The following is an 18,588-nucleotide window of genomic DNA, read 5'->3' as shown; positions in this document are numbered from 1 at the left end:
ACGGCGCGGGAGACAATGGGTCGATGCCGTACACGCTCGCTCCCCGCGCTACCGATCTCACCGTCGAAACGGAGATCAAGCATTCCCGCTTCATCGCGGCCCTGCGGCGAGTAGAGGATGCAGAATCGGCACAGGATTTCGTGCAGTCGCAGCGCCGCGCGTATCCCGATGCGCGGCATCATTGTTCCGCCTACATAGTCGGGAACGGACCCAGTGAACGGCTCGAGCGTTCGAGTGACGACGGAGAACCCGGCGGAACGGCGGGGATACCCATGCTGCAGGTCCTGCGGACACGGGACCTCGTCGACGTCGCAGTGGTGGTCACGCGATATTTCGGCGGAATCAAACTGGGGGCGGGCGGACTGGTCCGCGCGTATTCGGGCGCGGTGGCCGCGGCGATCGACGCCTCACGCCTCGTGGCACGGGAGCGTCGACAACTTCACACGCTGGCAACTCGTCATGCCGACGCGGGTCGGGTGGAGTCGGAACTGCGGATGCGCGGAGTGGTGGTCGTGGAGACGACGTACGGCGAAGAGGCGGTACTCACGCTCGCGGCCCGCGATTCGGAGGACTTGGCGAATCTCATCGCGGAAGTCACGGCAGGCGCGGGAACACTTCATCCGGCCGGGGAGATCTGGATAGACGCCTAGCCGCCCGTGCGCCTTTTTGGTAGTTGGAGCTACCAAAAAGGCGCACGGGCGCGGAGCGCCTAGGCCTGGACGGTCAGGCTCTGCAGGATCTCGCGAGCGAGCGCAGCGGTCTCGGACGGCGTCTTGCCGACCTTGACGCCGGCCGCCTCGAGGGCGTCCTTCTTGGCCTGCGCGGTTCCCGAGGAGCCGGAGACGATGGCGCCGGCGTGGCCCATGGTCTTGCCCTCGGGAGCGGTGAAGCCGGCGACGTAGCCGACGACCGGCTTGGTCACGTTCGCCTTGATGTAGTCGGCGGCACGCTCTTCGGCGTCGCCACCGATCTCACCGATCATGACGATGACCTTGGTCTCGGGGTCCTTCTCGAACGCCTCGATAGCGTCGATGTGGGTGGTTCCGATGACCGGGTCGCCGCCGATGCCGATGGCGGTGGAGAAACCGAAGTCACGCAGCTCGAACATCATCTGGTAGGTCAGCGTGCCCGACTTGGAAACGAGACCGATGGGGCCGCTGCCCGCGATGTTGGCGGGGGTGATGCCGACCAGCGACTCGCCCGGGGTGATGATGCCGGGGCAGTTCGGGCCGATGATGCGGGTCTTGTTGCCCTTGGAGACGTTGTACGCCCAGGCGTACGCCGAATCCTGCACGGGGATGCCCTCGGTGATGACCACGAGGAGCGGGATCTCCGCGTCGATGGCCTCGACGATGGCGTCCTTGGCGAAGGCCGGCGGAACGAACGCGATCGAGACGTCCGCACCGGTCTTCTCGATGGCCTCGGCGACGGTGCCGAAGACGGGGAGCTCGACGCCGCCGTCATGGGTGACGGTGGTGCCGGCCTTGCGGGCGTTGACACCGCCGACGACCTGAGTACCGGCCTTGAGCATCAGCGCGGTGTGCTTGGTGCCCTCGCCGCCGGTGATGCCCTGGACGATGACCTTGGAGTCCTTGGTCAGGAAGATAGCCATGTTGTTTTAAGTCCCTTTACTTTGCGGCGAAGGCCAGCTCGGCAGCCTTGTCGGCGGCCTCGTCCATGGTTCCGACGACCGTGACCAGCGGGTGAGCGGCCTCGGCGAGGATACGGCGACCCTCTTCGACATTGTTGCCGTCCAAGCGGACGACCAGCGGCTTGTTGGCCTCGTCACCGAGCGTCTTCAGGGCGCCGACGATGCCGTTGGCGACCGCGTCACACGCGGTGATGCCACCGAACACGTTCACGAACACACTCTTGACCTGCTCGTCGTTCAGGATGACGTCGAGCCCGTTGGCCATGACCTCGGCGGACGCACCGCCGCCGATGTCGAGGAAGTTGGCGGGCTTCACGCCGCCGTGCTTCTCACCGGCGTAGGCGACGACGTCCAGGGTCGACATGACCAGGCCGGCGCCGTTTCCGATGATTCCGACCTGTCCGTCGAGCTTGACGTAGTTGAGGTCGTTTTCCTTGGCCTTGAGCTCGAGCGGGTCGGTGGCGTCCTTGTCCTCGAACGCCTCGTGGCCGGGCTGACGGAAGGCAGCGTTCTCGTCCAGCGTGACCTTGCCGTCGAGCGCGAGGATCTGGTCGTCCGGGGTACGGACCAGCGGGTTGACCTCGACGAGGAGAGCGTCTTCCTTGATGAAGACGTCCCACAGCTTCTGGATCGTGACGGCCGCTGCGTCGAGCACCTCGGCGGGCAGCTTTCCTGCCTCGGCGATGCTGCGCGCGAACGCGAGGTCGACACCCTTCACGGCGTCGACGGGGATCTTGGCGAGGGCGTCGGGGTTCTCCTCGGCGGTGACCTCGATCTCGACTCCACCTTCCACCGAACACATGGCCAGGTAGGTGCGGTTGGTGCGGTCGAGCAGGAATGAGATGTAGTACTCCTCGGCGATGTCACTCGCCTCTGCGACCAGGAGCTTCTTGACGACATGGCCCTTGATGTCGAGGCCGAGAATGGCCTCGGCGTTCGCCTGGGCGGCGTCGACGTCGGCGGAGTACTTGACGCCACCCGCCTTGCCGCGGCCGCCGACCTTGACCTGTGCCTTGATCATCACGGGCTTGCCGATTTCTTCGGCAATCTCGCGCGCGCCGGCGACCGTGTCGGTAACACGTCCAGCCGAAGTCGGCACCTCGTGCTTGGCGAAGAGTTCCTTCGCCTGGTATTCGAAGAGATCCATCTGCTCACCGTCTCGTCTGCGTTGACACCCGCTCGAGGGGTAGGAGCGGGTCTGTTTTGGACTTTAACCAGTTGCCGGGCCAGGTCTGCGCCCGCGTGCATGGTATGTGGTCCACATCACGCGATACGCCCCCCTGAGGTGCGCCTCACCGATTTTCCGGCGAGGTGCTCACCGTTTTCCGGTGCGTGCTGTGAGGGCCGCGGCAGCCGCAACCAACACTATGCCCACCGCGGACGGGATAACACCGGCCCCCATTTCCGGGGCTTCCAGCCGCGCTCGGGTGAGTGGCCAGGACAGCAAATACACCCCCATCGCGACGCCTGCCCCCAGGAGGAGTGCGCATGCCCGGGCAGGCCTCGCACGCGCGGCCACAATCACCGCGAGGACGACCGTCGCACCCAGCAACGCCCGCCCCCACACGTCGAGCCCCCAGGGAAGTTCCGCGAAGGTGGCGGCAGCGGAGTACTCGCCCACAGCATCGGTGCCGGAGAAGAGCGGAAGTGCCAGTCCGACGAACGCGAACAGGGCGCCGAGTCCCCCGACCACGAGGACCGCGAGGTCGGTCGAGCGCTCCTCGGAGGTATCGATCTCCTCCCGTTCCGCGGAACCGGCGAACCAGGTGAGCACTCCGGTCACGGCGGCGGCGACCGCGGCACACCACAGCAGAACCGAGCCGGCGCCCGCGCTGATACCCGGTACATCGGTGGCGAGCACCACGGACTGGGTCACCGCCGCGACGGAAAAGGGAATGGTCACCCACAGAATTCCGACCGCGGGTCGCACCGCCGAAGCGAACTCGGAGAAGAACAACCAGATCGCTCCGACGACGAGAACGATGGCGGCGACGAGGACGACCCGGGTGGCCAGAACGTCGGGGCGCGCCAACGAGGCGGGCGTGTCCAGCACCGGAAGCAATGCCCCGGTCGCGGCGAGGACCGCGGTGAGGGCTCCGGCGGTTCCGGCGGCGAGGTGCCATCGGGCGAGCCGTGCGCGCGCTGCCTCGGCTTCCGCTCGAGCGGCGGCCTTGGCAACGCCTTTCCCGGACGGCGTCACGGCCCCCGCCTTCCCCGCTGCTTGTGTTCCTGTCCGTTCCGGTGCGGCGCCGGCCAGCGCCCGCAGGATGCGACCATCGCGGGCACGGTCGACCGCGGGGACACACAGCCCCGCGAACACCAACGCGCCGGCCCCGACGGTTCCCCACACCGAGCCCGGCCCGACCCCGATGCGTTCACCCGCGGCCAGTCCTGCCACGAGGCGCGTCCCGACTACACCCAGAGCAGCGAGCCCGGACCCGATCAGGACTCCCGCCGACACGGGCGGGGAGATCGACGCCAACGCGGAGGCGACGGCGATCAGGACGGCGACGGCCATCGCCGCGGCCCCGATCGAGGTCGCGAGATCGGATTCGACCACGGTCGGCACGAGGATGACGGGATCCGAGGACACGAGGGCGGGCGCGAACAGTGCTCCGACCAGCACCACGGCCGCTGCCACCGTCACCGCGGACAAGAGGAAGCCGACTCGCGCTCCGGTCGCGCGTCCCACCTGTTCGGAACTGCGCGCATCGCCGTAGCCATCGAGGAGGGAGCAGCGGTGGACCGCCACCATCCCGAGAAGGCCGGCGAGCACGATCAGGATGTGACCGGCCACGAGGGTGTAGGCGCCGGTGCCCGCGGTGAGTTCCGCCGCCGTCTGCGGACGGAACAGCTCCAGTCGGTTGGCATCGATTGCGTCCGTCCACAGCTGAACGTCCAGGACGGCAGCGCCGATCGAGACCGCACCCGCGCCCGCGAGGACGCCGCCGGCGAATGCCGTCCTGCGCGCGACGAGGGTGGCGATCGCCACGATCGGCGCTGCAAGGGCGAATACTGCCGCCCATACGGCCGCGGCGCCGACTCCCGGCAACTCCGCGGCGCCTACCGCCGGCCGTGCCGCTTGCAGGACGGGTGCGGCAGCGACACCCAGTCCTCCGACGAAAGCCAGGACGGCAGCGGTCGTGCACCCTCGACGCGCCCTGTCGGGATCCGGCTCCTCGACCGCGGCGGATCGAGCGCCGCCTCCCGAAGAAGGAATACGTTCGGGCTCAGCTCTGGGAATACGTTCGGGCTGCGCCCGGGGGCCTTCTCCGGAACGAGTTGATGACGCCACGGACCGACGCTAACGCCTCGCACCCGGCCCGCGGCCGGTGTGACACGCGCTTCTCCGCTGGAGATCGAATCGAGACCGATTACCCGCGCCCACATTCCCCCAGCTCACGTTGTGATGCCCGTCACAAGTAGCTGTTCATTCGCGTTACAGGTTGCGCGCATCGCAACCGTTTCGTTACCGTCGCCAAGGTCTAAGTCACAGGCAGGTCACGAGCAGGAGGTTGGACGGGCGTATGCACCACCGCAGCCAGTTCACGGCCAGCCGTTTTGTGAATCACCACGCTGACGAGGAACGTGAGCCTTCGTTCTCGGTTGGTCACAACGACGAGGTCACGCCCACGTATCCCCCACGATCGGTCGAGCGTTACACCGAGACCGATAGTTCTGAGATTTCCACAATGTTCTCCCGTGATTCGCATTCTCCCCGCTCCAGCAGGCACAACGCTCCGCGTTCCGGCCAACACGACGCTCCGCGTTCGGGCCATCATCGCGTCGAGGCTGTGAGCAGTTACGACTCCGAGTTCGACATCCCCGGCTTCATTCCCCGCAGCGGTATCGAGTCCCCCGAGGGCACGCCCTCCCACTCCCGCCGCGGAGCGCACCGACTTCCCACTCCCCCCTCAGCCCTCAAGGGCCGCGCAGCCGTTCTCGCAGTCGCAGCGGGCGCCGTCGTCGCAGCAGGCCAGGCCGCCGTCAGCGGCTCTTCGTCCAACTCCACCGATCACTCCGAGGTCGCCCTCGCCAGTGACGAGTCGAGCGTCATCGGCACCACCGCCGAGCCGCAGGCGGCCCAGTTCTCCACCGTCGCCGACACCGTCGCATCCGAGTCGAACGCCCCCCAGGTCCTGAACGTCGCGAATCCCACCGACCTCTCCCAGTTCAGCAACCTCCTCGCCAAGGGACAGCGCTTCAGCGAAGAGCGCGCCGCCCGCGAGGCTGCGGCCCGTCGGCCTTTGTTCGTTCTCCCCACGATCGGCACCTTCACCTCGAACTTCGGATCGCGCTGGGGCACGCTCCACGCGGGCGTCGACATCGCGGCCCCCATCGGCACCCCCATCGTGGCCGTGGCCGACGGCGAGGTCATCGACTCCGGGCCGGCTTCCGGGTTCGGCATGTGGGTCCGCCTGAAGCACGCCGATGGCACCGTCACCGTCTACGGGCACATCAACACCTCGAACGTCACCGTGGGCCAGAAGGTTATGGCGGGAGACCAGATCGCCACCGTCGGCAACCGCGGATTCTCCACCGGCCCGCACCTGCACTTCGAGGTTCACCTCGGCGGCGAGAACAAGGTCGATCCCCTGCCGTGGCTGGCCTCGCGCGGCATCAGCCTCGGCCCCGAGATGGACTGAGCGAAAAACACTCCGGAACGCAACCACAGACGACTGCGGCGCATGCATAGTGCATGCGCCGCAGTCGTCTGTGTCCAGCCCTACAGCTTGGTCATGGGGACTCCACCGATCAGCATGAGCCGGACCTTGCCGGCGCTGCCGAAGTCGATCGTGACGGTGGCAGTCGGTCCGGCACCCTTGGTCTCCAGCACCGTGCCGAGACCGTATTTGTCGTGGGTGACACGGTCGCCGACGGCGAGGACCAGGTTGTTGTTGCGTGAGCGGGCCGCACCGAAACTCGGCGTACCGGACGCACTGCCGCCGTAACTGTGGCCACCGTAACCCTGGCCGCCATAGCCGGAGCTTCGGGCGCGGCCGCCACCGATCGCGCCGCCGGAACCGATGCCGGTTCCCGGGTCCTCACGACGCCAATGCACCAGATCGGTCGGGATCTCCTGCAGGAACCGTGACTCCGGATTCTGGATGGGTTGTCCCCACGCCGACCGGATGACTGCGCGGGTGAGATACAGCCGCTTCCGGGCACGGGTGATGCCGACGTAGGCCAGCCTGCGTTCCTCCGACAGTTCGGTGGGGTCGCCGAGCGCCCGCATGTGCGGGAACTGACCGTCTTCCCATCCGGTGACGAACACGATGGGAAATTCGAGCCCCTTCGCCGTGTGCAGAGTCATCATGGTGACGACGCCCTCGTCGGAGTCGGGCAGCTGGTCCGAATCGGCCACCAGCGACACTCGCTCGAGGAAGGCGGCCAGGGAGCCGGGGTCGGGTTCACCGTCGCGCGCGTCGACGTCACCGTCCTCGGGGGTGTCGATCAGCCCGGCAGCATTGCGGGCGTCGGAGCTGAACTCCCGTGCAACACTCACCAATTCGTTGAGGTTGTCGAGCCGGGCACCGTCCTGTGGGTCGCTGCTGGCGGCAAGCTCGGCGCGATACCCCGTCCGCTCGAGCACTGCCTCGACGACGTCGCCGATGTCGCCCAGTTGATCGGGGACCACTTCGTCCGAGCTGAACTCGGGCGGCAGCATCATCCGCAACCCGTCCATCAACTCGAGGAAGGACGCGATGGCCTTCTGTGAGCGGGTGTTCAGCAACGGCACCCGGCCCTCGCCGCCGTCGCGCAGCGCCTCCGCGAAACTGATTCCTCGTTGCTCGGAATGCACCGCCACGCACGCCTCGGCCCGGTCCCCGATGCCACGGCGCGGGGTATTGAGGATGCGACGCAGACTGACAGTGTCGTCCTCGTTGGCGAGCACCCGCAGATACGCGACGATGTCGCGAACCTCCTTGCGCTCGTAGAACCGCACGCCGCCGACCACCTTGTACGGAACACCGAGGCGGATGAAAATCTCTTCGAGCGCACGCGAGGAGTTGTTGGTGCGGTAGAACACCGCGACATCAGCGAACTTGGCTTCTCCGGAATCGACCAGCTTGTCGATTTCCGAGGCGACGAAGGACGCCTCGTCGTGCTCGTTGTCGGCGACATAGCCGGTGATGAGCTCGCCCTCGCCCGAGTCGGTCCACAGCCGCTTCTCACGACGGCCCGTGTTCTTGGAGATCACGGAGTTCGCCGCGGAGAGAATGTTCTGCGTGGACCGGTAGTTCTGCTCGAGCAGGATGGTGCGGGCGTCGGGATAGTCACGCTCGAACTCTTCGATATTGCGGATGGTGGCCCCACGGAACGCGTAGATCGACTGATCCGCATCGCCCACCACACACAGTTCGGCAGGAGCGATGCTGTGCTCGGCATTCGGGTCCGCCGTTGTGCTCCCCACCAGTTCGCGGACCAGCATGTACTGCGCGTGGTTGGTGTCCTGGTACTCGTCGACCAGCACATGCCGGAACCGGCGCCGATAGTACTCAGCGACCTGTGGGAACGCCTGGAGCATCGCGACGGTCTCGCCGATCAGGTCGTCGAAGTCGAGGGCGTTGGCCGAGCGCAGCCGCTGCTGGTAATGGCCGTACACCTTCGCGACGAGACGCGGCAGCTCCGCCGGATCCTTGTCGGCGTCGGCAGCGGCCTGCTCCGGGTCGACCAGCTCGTTCTTCAGATTCGAGATGTGGGTGGCGAGAAGCCGCGCGGTGTATCGCTTGGTGTCGAGGTTCAGATCTTTGGAGATCATCGTCAACAAGCGCCGCGAGTCGTCCGCGTCGTAGATGGAGAAGTTGGAGTTGAGTCCCGGGAGCAGCGCGGCCTGGGCGCGCAGGATGCGAACGCAACTCGAGTGGAACGTGGACACCCACATGTTGTTGGCACGCGGACCGACCAGGTGCGCGACCCGCTCGCGCATCTCCGCCGCCGCCTTGTTGGTGAAGGTGATGGCCAGAACCTGGCCCGGCATCACACCACGTTCCGCGAGCAGGTACGCGATACGGCGGGTGAGCACTGCCGTCTTCCCCGACCCGGCGCCCGCGACGATGAGAAGCGGAGAACCGGCGTGCACGACAGCCTCGCGTTGCTGCGGATTGAGGCCCTCGAGAAGGGTGTCCGAGCCGGCGCGCGCGGGCGTGGACGCGCGCGGCGTGGCCACGGCACCGGTGTGCGAAGCAGTACGCGAAATAGTGTTCATCGTCCACTAAACCTACCGGCGTCTACCGACAGCGTCACAGCCGCTTGGCCTGCGTGGTACCCCCGTGGCAAACTGGTACACGTGTTCAGTCAGCCATCGCGCCCCCTGTGGCGATTTTTTTATGGGTACCGGCCTCCGGTGCCCGTGAACTGAACAGCTCACGAGCCCCGAGGTCCGCACCGGATCCGGGGCTTTTTTCGTCAAACGAGCCTGGATCGGTAACGACTCGAGCCGAAACAACGATCCACGTTCTGACAAGAGGGAGACGAACCAATGAGCACTCAGACCGTCGCATCAGCCGCCAAGGACACCGCTGTTCCCACCAGCGAGGCCGAGATCGAGGTTCTCCGTCAGGAGATCGACAAGCTCGACGCCGAGATTCTCGCCGCGATCAAGCGCAGGTCCGAGGTCTCGCAGATCATCGGTGCCACCCGCATGGCATCCGGCGGCCCGCGCCTGGTCCACAGCCGCGAGATGAAGGTGCTCGAGCGGTTCAACGAACTCGGCCAGGAAGGCCACACTCTCGCCATGCTCCTGCTGCGCCTCGGACGCGGCCGCCTCGGTCACTGAGCCCCTTCGGTCTCTGAGCCCGACTCGCTCACCGAACCTCTTCGGTCACCGAGACGCCCCGACCGAGTCGCTGGGCGCGGCCGCGGTCGGTTCACGACAGCGGCCGCCTCACCCGGTGCCCCTCGGTCTCTACGACTCGAGTGCCACGTACTTGGTCTCCAGGTACTCCTCGATACCTTCACTGCCCCCTTCGCGCCCGAAGCCTGATGCTTTGACGCCGCCGAAGGGGGCAGCGGTGTCCGACATGACGCCCCGGTTGACGCCCACCATGCCCGTTTCGAGGAGATCGGCGACGCGAAGCGCACGGTCGAGGTCCCTGGTGAAGATGTAGGCAGCGAGACCGTATTCAGTATCGTTCGCCGCGGCGATGCCCTCGTCTTCGGTGTCGAAACCGCTGATCGCGGCAACCGGGCCGAACACTTCCTCTTTCAGAATTCGGGCCTGGGGTGGGACGTCGTCGAGGACGGTGGCCGGATAGAAGTAGCCCGACCCTTCCGGCGCCGCACCGCCCAGCCGGACGCGGGCTCCCGCACCGACGGCGTCCTGCACGAGTTCGCTGACGGTCTCGAGCTGATCCGCGTTGATCAGCGGGCCGAGTGTGGTGTCGGGGTCCTGCCCCGGTCCGAGTGTGTACGACGACATCTTGTCGACGAGCTTGGCGGTGAATTCCTCGCGGACACTGTTCGCGACGTGGAAACGGTTGGCGGCCGTGCACGCTTCGCCCCCGTTGCGCATCTTCGCGAGAACGGCGCCCTCTACCGCTGCATCGACGTCCGCGTCGTCGAAGACCACGAAGGGCGCGTTGCCACCCAGTTCCATCGACGTGCGCAGCAGACCCTTGGCCGACTTCTCGATCAGCATGCGCCCGACCCCGGTGGAACCGGTGAACGTGAGCTTGCGCAGGCGCCGATCGTCCAGCAACGGTCCCGTCACTTCCCCGGACTTCGACGTCGGCAGTACGGACAGGACACCCTTCGGCAGTCCCGCGTCGGCCATGACCTCGGCCAGCAACAGCATGGTCAGCGGCGTCTCGGAGGCAGGCTTGACGATCATGGTGCAGCCCGCGGCCAGCGCAGGACCGATCTTTCGAGTGCCCATCGCGAGAGGGAAGTTCCACGGGGTGATCGCGAGACACGGACCGACCGGCTGCTTGGTGACGAGCACCCGTCCGTTGCCGGCGGGCGCGGGTGTGTAGCGGCCGGAGATCCGCACCGCCTCTTCACTGAACCAGCGAAAGAACTCGGCGCCGTACTTCACCTCCGCCTTGCTCTCCGGTAGGGCCTTGCCCATTTCCAGGGTCATCAACAGGGCGAAGTCGTCGGCACGCTCGATGATCCTGTCGAACACGGCACGCAGCAATTCACCGCGGGCGCGGGCCGGCGTGGCCGCCCACTCGCTCTGAACCGCCACTGCGGCGTCCAGAGCTTTCATCGCGTCGGCCGGACTGGCGTCCGCCACCTCGGTGAGGGCCTCACCGGTGGATGGGTCGAAGACGGTGAAGGTGGCACCGTTTTCGGCGTCGCGCTGCTCACCACCGAGGAAGAGGGTCGTCGGAACTTGTCGAATGAGTTCGCGGGAATCCATGGGGTCCATCATGCGCCGCACCAGACTTCACACGGAAGTTTCGACGCGCGGGCACTAAGCTCGAACCTCGTGAGCTCAGACATCACCGGAACCGCTGCCTGGCAGAAATTGCGCGATCATCACGCCCGAATCCAGTCCGTTCATCTGCGGGAGCTCTTCGACCAGGATCCGGCTCGGGGCCACGAACTCACCGTGTCTGCGGGCGATCTGTATATCGACTACAGCAAGCACCGCGTCGATCGCGCGACCCTCGAGTCGCTGCTCGATCTGGCGCGCAACGCAGACCTGGAAGCGCGCCGGGACGCGATGTTCGCGGGCGAGCACATCAACACGTCGGAGGATCGCGCCGTCCTCCACACCGCTCTCAGGTTGCCTGCCGGCGCGTCGCTCACCGTTGACGGCCAGGACGTAGTGGCGGACGTGCACGAGGTTCTCGATCGTATGGGCGATTTCACCGATCGGTTGCGGTCCGGGGAATGGCGAGGCGCCACGGGCGAGCGGATTACGACCGTCGTCAACATCGGCATCGGCGGGTCCGATCTCGGGCCGGTGATGGTGTACCGGGCTCTGCGGCACTATGCCGACGCCGGGATCAGCGTGCGGTTCATCTCCAACATCGACCCGTCGGATCTGGTGCGCACGTTGCACGGTCTCGATCCGGCCACGACGCTCTTCATCGTGGCGTCCAAGACATTCTCCACACTCGAAACCCTCACCAATGCCACTGCCGCCAAGCGGTGGCTTCTCGACGGACTGGGTCTCGGGACCGATGCTGTGGCAAAACATTTCGTTGCGGTCTCGACCAATGCCGACCGCGTGGCCGACTTCGGTATCGACACTGCCAACATGTTCGGATTCTGGGACTGGGTCGGGGGACGGTACTCGGTCGATTCGGCGATCGGACTGTCGGTAATGGCCGCGATCGGCAAGGAGCGTTTCGCGGAGTTCCTCGCCGGGTTCCACGCGGTGGACGAGCATTTCCGGACGGCGCCACTGGAGGAGAACGCGCCGGTTCTCCTGGGGCTCCTCGGGCTCTGGTACTCCAACTTCTTCGGCGCCGAGTCCCGTGCGGTGCTGCCGTATTCCAACGATCTCGTGCGCTTTGCGGCTTACCTGCAGCAGCTGACGATGGAATCGAACGGCAAGTCGGTGCGGGCCGACGGGTCCCCCGTTCCCGCCTCCACCGGGGAGATCTTCTGGGGTGAGCCGGGCACCAACGGCCAGCACGCCTTCTACCAGCTTCTGCACCAGGGGACGCGGCTCGTTCCCGCCGACTTCATCGGCTTCGGCGAACCCACCGACGACCTGCCCACCGCGGACGGCACGGGCAGCATGCACGACCTGCTGATGAGCAACTTCTTCGCCCAGACCAAGGTCCTGGCGTTCGGCAAGACCGCGGAGGAGATCGCGGCGGAGGGAACCCCGGAGCACCTGGTGCCACACAAGGTGATGCCCGGAAACCGGCCGTCCACCACCATCCTCGCGCCCAAGCTCACCCCGTCCGTCATCGGGCAGCTCATCGCACTGTACGAGCACCAGGTATTCGTCGAGGGCGTCATCTGGGGCATCGACTCGTTCGATCAGTGGGGCGTCGAACTCGGGAAGACGCAGGCCGTCGAATTGCAGCCGGTGCTCACCGCCGCGGAGTCACCTGCCGCGCAAAGTGATACGTCGACGGACAGCCTGGTGCGCTGGTACCGCCGGCAGCGCGGTCGGGCCTGACTGACCAGTTCCCGCCTGACCTACCAGTTCTCGGTGGTGTAGACGCGGCCCGAGCGATCCGCCAGCCTGGCGCGTAGCTCCTGCTGTTCGATCCAGCGGATGGCGCCGATGCCCCGTGCGAGAGCGGCGACACTGGCGGCGTAGGCCCACAGCGCGTCGTCGGCGATCACCGTCACCGATTCCCATTCGGTTTTCGACGGCGGTTCGCTGACGGGCGGCGCGAATGCTGTCGCCATCGCCGTTCCGTTCACCAGTTCGACATCTCCGTTTCCGGGCACCGAAATCTGCCAACCGCCGGCCGGGCAGTGACCCGCCGTAGCGATCACGTCGCCGATACGCACCGCTGCGCCGCACTCGAGTTCGCGCGCGACGAGCGCCGCCGCACGATCGACCGTATCGGCCTTCGCGGTGTCGGTGATGTCCAAGGATGCGCCCCACGGCGCGAACACCACGTCGTCGTCGATCTGGATGTCACGGAAACTCGGTGCCGGATGCACGGTCGGAATGAGGGTGTCATCCGCCATCTCGGAGGCGAGCGGGTCGACCACACCATCGGTCATCCGCGCCGCCCACAACGCGGAACGAAGCAGCGCCGACATCCGCCGGCTCACCTTCACCGGTGCGCCTTGCGACAGGTTCACGGCGTGAATCTCGGCATCCCCGCGCTGAAGGTCGCACACCGCCTCGGTTTCCTCGATGACACCTGCGATCAGCGCGGTCGCCTCGGGCAGTGCAGCACCCTCGGTGACGTCGACTTCCACGACGGAACCCCAGACCTTCCACTTCTCGACACTGACCATGGCGTGCTCCGTGTGCAGTTCCTTCACTGTGCTGCAAATCCAGTATGCGCCGGTTGTCCAGGAGGTCGTGCGCCCGTGTTGCCACCGGTCGTAGACTCCGGCAGGTGAGCGCCCGGTTGAGCGTTGTCGACGAGATGTTTCTCCGCACCCATCGGGGGTGGGGAACGCCGATCGTGATGCAGGGTCTGTGGCGCACCGACGGCCGGATCGACGAGGAAATCCTGGAGTCTCTCCGCGTCCTGCTGTCACGCGGTCCGCTGGGCAGACGGGTGATCCGCTCGCGGGTCCCTGGTGCCCGACCACGGTTCGCACCCAGCTCGGAAGCATTCCCCGTCGAGTACGCCACCGTCCCTGCCGCGGCGTTGCTGGAATGGGCCGACGAGCAGGCCGCCTTGCCGGTCGACCCCGAACGGGGTCCCGGGTGGCGGCTGGCCTGCGGGCGACTCGACGGCAGCGGCACAGTGCTGTCGCTGGTGTGTTCACACGTGCTCGCGGATGCGAGGGGCCTGACCGCCGCCATCGCGGACGCGTTGCAGGGCACGCCGCCCTCCGCTGCGCCGCGTCACCGTGGACCGATCGATGACGTCTGGGACGCGGCCCTTCTGACCCGACGGGTCACCGAAGGAACGGTGCGCGCAGTTGCCGGCCTGCTGATCGATTCCGACCGCCGCACCGAGCTGCGCGACTTCGTACGCGCCGACAGCACGGCGCGCCCCGAGGTGTTCCACCGTAGGGCCGCTTCCGCGGTGGTAGACGTGGACGCGGGCGCCTGGGATATCGCCGCCGAGGAGTCCGGCGGGACGGCGAACAGCCTGTTCCTGTCGGTGGTCGCCGAGATCGCCCGCCGCGACGACGAGTCGGCGCCTCTGACGATCAGCGTGCCGATGGATGTGCGCGGCCGCGGCGACACCACCGAGGCCGCGAACTCGGTCGCAATGGTCGAGGTGGCGGTGGCACCGGGCGACACCGTCGCCGACGTCCGTGCGTCGAGTCGTGCGGCGTTCACCTCGACACCGATGACGAGCCCGGCAGGTTTCCCGGAAGAAATGCTGCAACTGATCCCCGACCGGCTCGCCCACGCGCTGACAGGCAACCCCGGTGAACGGGACGTTCTGTGCTCGAACATCGGGCCGCTTCCCGACGCACTCGGTGTCCTGGGTGGACACCGCACAACGGGTATCGCCACACGGGCCGTGCACCCCGGCATCGTCTCCAGCCGCACGAGGATGTCGGCTTACCTGAGCAGGTTCGACGGGCGCTACACCCTCGCCCTGGAATCACTCGATGTCCGAAGCCACACCGCTCTCCGTGAACGTGCCGAGGACGTGCTGCGCCGGCACGAACTCCGGGCCCACGGCTGGTGACGTCCCGGAAAGTCGACGGTCAGGCGTCGTAGGGCTGACGCGCCGACTGCGGATCGCCGTAGGTGATGGCCCGCTCCCGCCGCGCCCCCGACGCGAGCGTGGCCGCCCAGTTCAGCAACGTGCCGAACCTGTTGCGGTAGCCCGCGAGGAAGGCGATGTGGATGACGCCCCACGACACCCACCCGACGGCCCCGGACATCTGGATAGGTCCCGCCTGAACGAGCGCGTGCCTGCGGGCGATGTACGCCGCGCTGCCGAGATCGCGGTACTTGAACGGTTTCCGGTCGGGTGAGCCACGCTCGACGGTGCGGGCAATGCACCCGGCGGCGTGCCTGCCACCCTGCATCGCCACCTCGGCCACACCGGGAAGTTCTTTCAGCGCCATCATGTCGCCGACCACCCAGACGTTGGGGTGACCTGGCACGCTGAGGTCGGGATTCACCTCGATGCGACCACCCGAGGCCTGCTTCACGCCGAGCGCCTGTGCGAGTACGGAGGCGAACGGGACCGCCTCGACGCCGGCCGTCCACAGGATGGTCCGCGCGTCGAACCGGTTCTTGGTCTTCGCCCCGTCCTTGGACGTCGTCTCGACGCTCGTCGCCGACACATCCGTCACATGCACGCCCAGATGTGTTTCGACACCGATCTTGTCGAGTGTGGCCTGCGCTGCCGCCGACAGCTTGCGGTTGAACGACGGCAACACCCGGTCGCCGCCGTGCAGGAGCAGTACCCGCGCCTCACCGGGATCGATGGACTGGAATTCGTGAGCGAGGGCCCGCAGCGCGAGTTCCCTGATCTGCCCGGCCAGCTCGACCCCGGTGGGCCCACCGCCGGCGACGGCGAAGGTCAGCCACGGCTTCCGCTCTTCGGGGGTGGGAAGCGACTCGGCCATTTCGAAGGCCGAGATGAGCTTTCGCCGGATCGCGAGGGCGTCGTCGAGAGTCTTCATGCCGGGCGCCCACTGGATGTACTCGTCGTGACCGTGATATGCCTGGCGCATCCCGGCAGCGACGATCAAGTAGTCATAGGGAACATCGAAGGTGGAGCCGTCGAATCTGCTTGCCGTCAAGACCTTTTCGTCGGTGTCGATCGACTGCGCTTCCCCGAGGGCGACGTGAATGTTGCTGTAGCCGCGGAGCAGGTGCCGCAACGGTGTGGTGATTTCCCCTTCGGAAAGGAGCCCCGTGGCGCACTGATACAGCAGCGGTTGGAAGACGTGGCTGGTTCCCCGATCGAGCAGAGTGACGTCGACGTCCACACCCCGGAACCGCTTGGCGGCGTACACGCCACCGAATCCGCCGCCGACGATCACCACGCGCGGCCGCGAGCGCTGCAAGCCGAGAGACGAAGATTCCTGGGTTGTCGTCACTGTGGACACCTCACGCTCGTCGTCACTGGCCGGCACAGCTCAGTCCTACACGAACCGTGATGTCCATGCATGCGGAAAGAACCTCAGCGCCACGTCGATTGCTTTCCACTTGGTGCCGGGCAACGCCACCCGGCGGGATTCCTTGTCGATCGCGTCGACCATCGCGGTGACGCCCTCGTCCAGGCTTGCGGTCATCGAGTCGCTGTCACCGGCCTTGCCCGACATCTCGGTAGCGATGTATCCGGGCAACAGTGTGGTCACCGCGATGGGACTCTTCACCAGTTCTGCCGTCAACGCCTCCCCGAGCGCGGAGACGCCGGCCTTGCTGGCCGAATAGGCCGCCTTCGGACCGGGCAGACCGCGATCGGCACTGATCGACGACACGAGCACGAGATGACCGAAATTTTGTTCCCGAAATATCTGGAGGGCGGCCTCGCACTGCGACAGCGCGCCGACGAAGTTGGTGCGGGCGGTGGCGAGATTGGCGTCGGCACGGCCCGTCCCGATCCTGGCCCCTTGCCGAGTCCGGCGTTGACAATCACCCGGTCGAGACCACCCAGCTCGTCGCGTAACTCCCCGAAGACGCGTACCACCGCTTCGTGATCGGTGACGTCGAGTGCGCGGATCGCAACGGTCACTCCGGGATGCGCTGACGTCAGTTCGTCGCGTAAGGCTTCGAGGCGGGCACCGCGCCGCGCGCAGAGCGCGAGGTCTCGCCCCTGGGCGGCGAATCGGCGGGCCATTTCCTCGCCCAGGCCCGAGCTGGCTCCGGTGATCAAGATCTTGTTGCGCATCATCCGGTCACGATACTTGCGGGCACACTCACCGCAGGCGTGCTCGAAGTTCTGACAGCCGACCCTCGATCGGCCTACCGTGACAGACATGACTGACTCGGTGGACGACGCGGAAGAGTACGACGTCATCGTGATCGGAGGCGGCCCCGCGGGTGAGAACGCGGCGAGCTATGCCATCGCGGGCAGCGAGCGCACCGCCGCACTGATCGAGCACGAACTCGTCGGCGGCGAGTGTTCGTACTGGGCCTGTATGCCGAGCAAGGCGTTGTTGCGTCCCGGCGAGGTCCTGGGGGCTGCACGCAACATGGCCGGTGTATCCGCCGGAGCCCTCGATCCGCAGGCCGTACTCGCCCGGCGGGACTCGTTCACCAACAACCACGACGACTCGTCGCAGGTGATGTGGGCCGATGCGCAGGGAATCGAGGTGATCCGCGGCTCGGCGTGCCTGACCGGCGAGCGGACGGTGACGGTGGGCGGCTCCCGCCGTATCCACGCCCGGCACGCCGTCGTCGTGGCGACGGGAACCACGGCAACAATTCCGGACACACCCGGGCTCCGCGCAGCCTTGCCGTGGGCCTCGCGGGATGCCACCAATCTGCGGGAGGTTCCGCGCCGGGTCGCGGTGATCGGCGGCGGCGTCGTAGCCTGCGAGAGCGCGTCGTGGCTGCTCGACCTCGGTGTCGAGGAACTCACCATGGTGGTGCGAGGCCGAGGGCTACTCGCGAAGAACGAGCCGTTCGCCGGGAAGCTGGTGGCCGAGGGACTCGAAAAGAAGGGCGCCCGACTCCTCTTCGGCGCCGACCTCCGCGGTGTGGAGCGGCGCGATGCGCAGGACACCGGTGTCGGCCGGATCCACGGCGGCCCCGCCACGCTCGACGTGGCCGGGCAGGACCCGTTCGAGGTCGACGAAATCGTGGTCGCGACCGGCCGCACCCCTGCGACTTCGGGGTTGGGGGTCGACCCGCGACTGCTCGACGCGCGCGGTTACCTTCCCACCGACGACCACATGACGACACCGGACGGATGGTTGTACGCCGTCGGCGACGTCAACGGGCGGGCATTGCTCACTCACATGGGCAAATATCAGGCGCGGGTCTGTGGTGACGTGATCGCGGCGCGTGCGGAGGGAAGACCGCTCGACGGTTCCCGCTACAGTGCGTCCGCCGATCACGGTCAGGTTCCCCAGGTGGTGTTCTCGGACCCCGAGGTCGCTGCTGTGGGGATCACCGAGAAGGAGGCCCGCGACGCAGGCGTGGACGTCGAGACGGTGGAAGTCGACATCGCCGTCGCGGGCTCGTCCCTCTCTCGCGACGATTTCGGCGGCCACGCGAAACTTGTCGTCGACCGAGGCACCGACACCCTGTTAGGTGCGACTTTCGCCGGCACGGACGTCGCAGAACTGGTGCATGCCGCGACGGTCGCCGTCGTGGGAAGGGTGCCGCTGGACGCCCTGTGGCATGCGGTGCCGTCCTACCCGACGGTGAGCGAGGTGTGGCTGCGGCTGCTCGAGGCACGGCGCTGAGC

At 66.9% G+C, this 18,588-nt stretch carries 13 protein-coding genes and 1 pseudogene; 6 read left to right on the top strand and 8 right to left on the bottom strand.

The features are described 5' to 3' along the window. Positions 1–23: 23 nt before the first annotated feature. Entirely contained in the window at positions 24–650 is a 627-nt protein-coding gene (locus GFS60_RS23095; RefSeq protein ID WP_159924913.1) for an IMPACT family protein, read from the top strand. Between the two features lie 59 nt (positions 651–709). On the opposite strand, the gene sucD is transcribed toward GFS60_RS23095, so the two are convergent. From sucD to GFS60_RS23080, 3 genes are all read right to left on the bottom strand, one after another. Next, the gene (gene sucD / locus GFS60_RS23090) at positions 710–1,612 is read right to left on the bottom strand and encodes a succinate--CoA ligase subunit alpha (RefSeq protein ID WP_015889388.1); all 903 of its coding nucleotides are present in this window, start codon (positions 1,610–1,612) and stop codon (positions 710–712) included. A 16-nt stretch (positions 1,613–1,628) separates the two neighbouring features. Then, positions 1,629–2,798, bottom strand: coding sequence for an ADP-forming succinate--CoA ligase subunit beta (gene sucC, locus GFS60_RS23085; protein ID WP_109332700.1), 1,170 nt, complete (start codon positions 2,796–2,798; stop codon positions 1,629–1,631). Positions 2,799–2,966: 168 nt separating this feature from the next. Further along, positions 2,967–4,946 (bottom strand): hypothetical protein, encoded by a 1,980-nt coding sequence (locus GFS60_RS23080; protein ID WP_159924911.1) that lies wholly within the window; start codon positions 4,944–4,946, stop codon positions 2,967–2,969. Between the two features lie 232 nt (positions 4,947–5,178). Here GFS60_RS23080 and GFS60_RS23075 point away from each other — a divergent pair, with 232 nt between their 5' ends. Then, positions 5,179–6,297, top strand: coding sequence for a M23 family metallopeptidase (locus tag GFS60_RS23075; RefSeq protein ID WP_159924909.1), 1,119 nt, complete (start codon positions 5,179–5,181; stop codon positions 6,295–6,297). Positions 6,298–6,377: 80 nt separating this feature from the next. Here GFS60_RS23075 and pcrA read toward each other — a convergent pair whose 3' ends face one another. Further along, complete coding sequence (gene pcrA, locus GFS60_RS23070) at positions 6,378–8,861, bottom strand: DNA helicase PcrA (protein ID WP_159924907.1); 2,484 nt, start codon at positions 8,859–8,861, stop codon at positions 6,378–6,380. 273 nt (positions 8,862–9,134) lie between these two features. On the opposite strand from pcrA, the gene GFS60_RS23065 reads away from it, so the two are divergent. After that, on the top strand, positions 9,135–9,431 hold the full coding sequence (locus tag GFS60_RS23065) for a chorismate mutase (protein WP_109332711.1): 297 nt from the start codon (positions 9,135–9,137) through the stop codon (positions 9,429–9,431). A gap of 129 nt (positions 9,432–9,560) precedes the next feature. On the opposite strand, the gene GFS60_RS23060 is transcribed toward GFS60_RS23065, so the two are convergent. Beyond that, complete coding sequence (locus tag GFS60_RS23060) at positions 9,561–11,015, bottom strand: NAD-dependent succinate-semialdehyde dehydrogenase (RefSeq protein ID WP_201453428.1); 1,455 nt, start codon at positions 11,013–11,015, stop codon at positions 9,561–9,563. A 69-nt stretch (positions 11,016–11,084) separates the two neighbouring features. Here GFS60_RS23060 and pgi point away from each other — a divergent pair, with 69 nt between their 5' ends. After that, positions 11,085–12,737: a glucose-6-phosphate isomerase gene (gene pgi / locus GFS60_RS23055; protein WP_159924903.1), complete on the top strand. Its 1,653-nt coding sequence runs from the start codon at positions 11,085–11,087 to the stop codon at positions 12,735–12,737. Positions 12,738–12,757: 20 nt separating this feature from the next. Here pgi and GFS60_RS23050 read toward each other — a convergent pair whose 3' ends face one another. Next, complete coding sequence (locus GFS60_RS23050) at positions 12,758–13,537, bottom strand: FAD:protein FMN transferase (protein ID WP_159924901.1); 780 nt, start codon at positions 13,535–13,537, stop codon at positions 12,758–12,760. Positions 13,538–13,641: 104 nt separating this feature from the next. Here GFS60_RS23050 and GFS60_RS23045 point away from each other — a divergent pair, with 104 nt between their 5' ends. After that, positions 13,642–14,901: a hypothetical protein gene (locus GFS60_RS23045; RefSeq protein ID WP_159924899.1), complete on the top strand. Its 1,260-nt coding sequence runs from the start codon at positions 13,642–13,644 to the stop codon at positions 14,899–14,901. 19 nt (positions 14,902–14,920) lie between these two features. Here GFS60_RS23045 and GFS60_RS23040 read toward each other — a convergent pair whose 3' ends face one another. After that, positions 14,921–16,270, bottom strand: a complete 1,350-nt coding sequence (locus tag GFS60_RS23040) for an NAD(P)/FAD-dependent oxidoreductase (protein ID WP_159924897.1) — start codon at positions 16,268–16,270, stop codon at positions 14,921–14,923. Positions 16,271–16,315: 45 nt separating this feature from the next. Beyond that, positions 16,316–17,067, bottom strand: a pseudogene (locus tag GFS60_RS23035) (SDR family oxidoreductase). 85 nt (positions 17,068–17,152) lie between these two features. Here GFS60_RS23035 and GFS60_RS23030 point away from each other — a divergent pair. Continuing rightward, positions 17,153–18,586 carry a dihydrolipoyl dehydrogenase family protein gene (locus GFS60_RS23030; RefSeq protein WP_159924895.1) on the top strand — a complete coding sequence of 478 codons (1,434 nt, stop codon included), beginning with the start codon at positions 17,153–17,155 and terminating at the stop codon, positions 18,584–18,586. The last annotated feature ends 2 nt before the right edge of the window (positions 18,587–18,588 follow it).

It is taken from the genome of Rhodococcus sp. WAY2, assembly GCF_009859915.1.
Lineage (GTDB): Bacteria > Actinomycetota > Actinomycetes > Mycobacteriales > Mycobacteriaceae > Rhodococcus_F > Rhodococcus_F oxybenzonivorans.
Note: the sequence above shows the minus strand (reverse complement) of the source record. Positions and strands in the feature narration are given on the sequence as shown.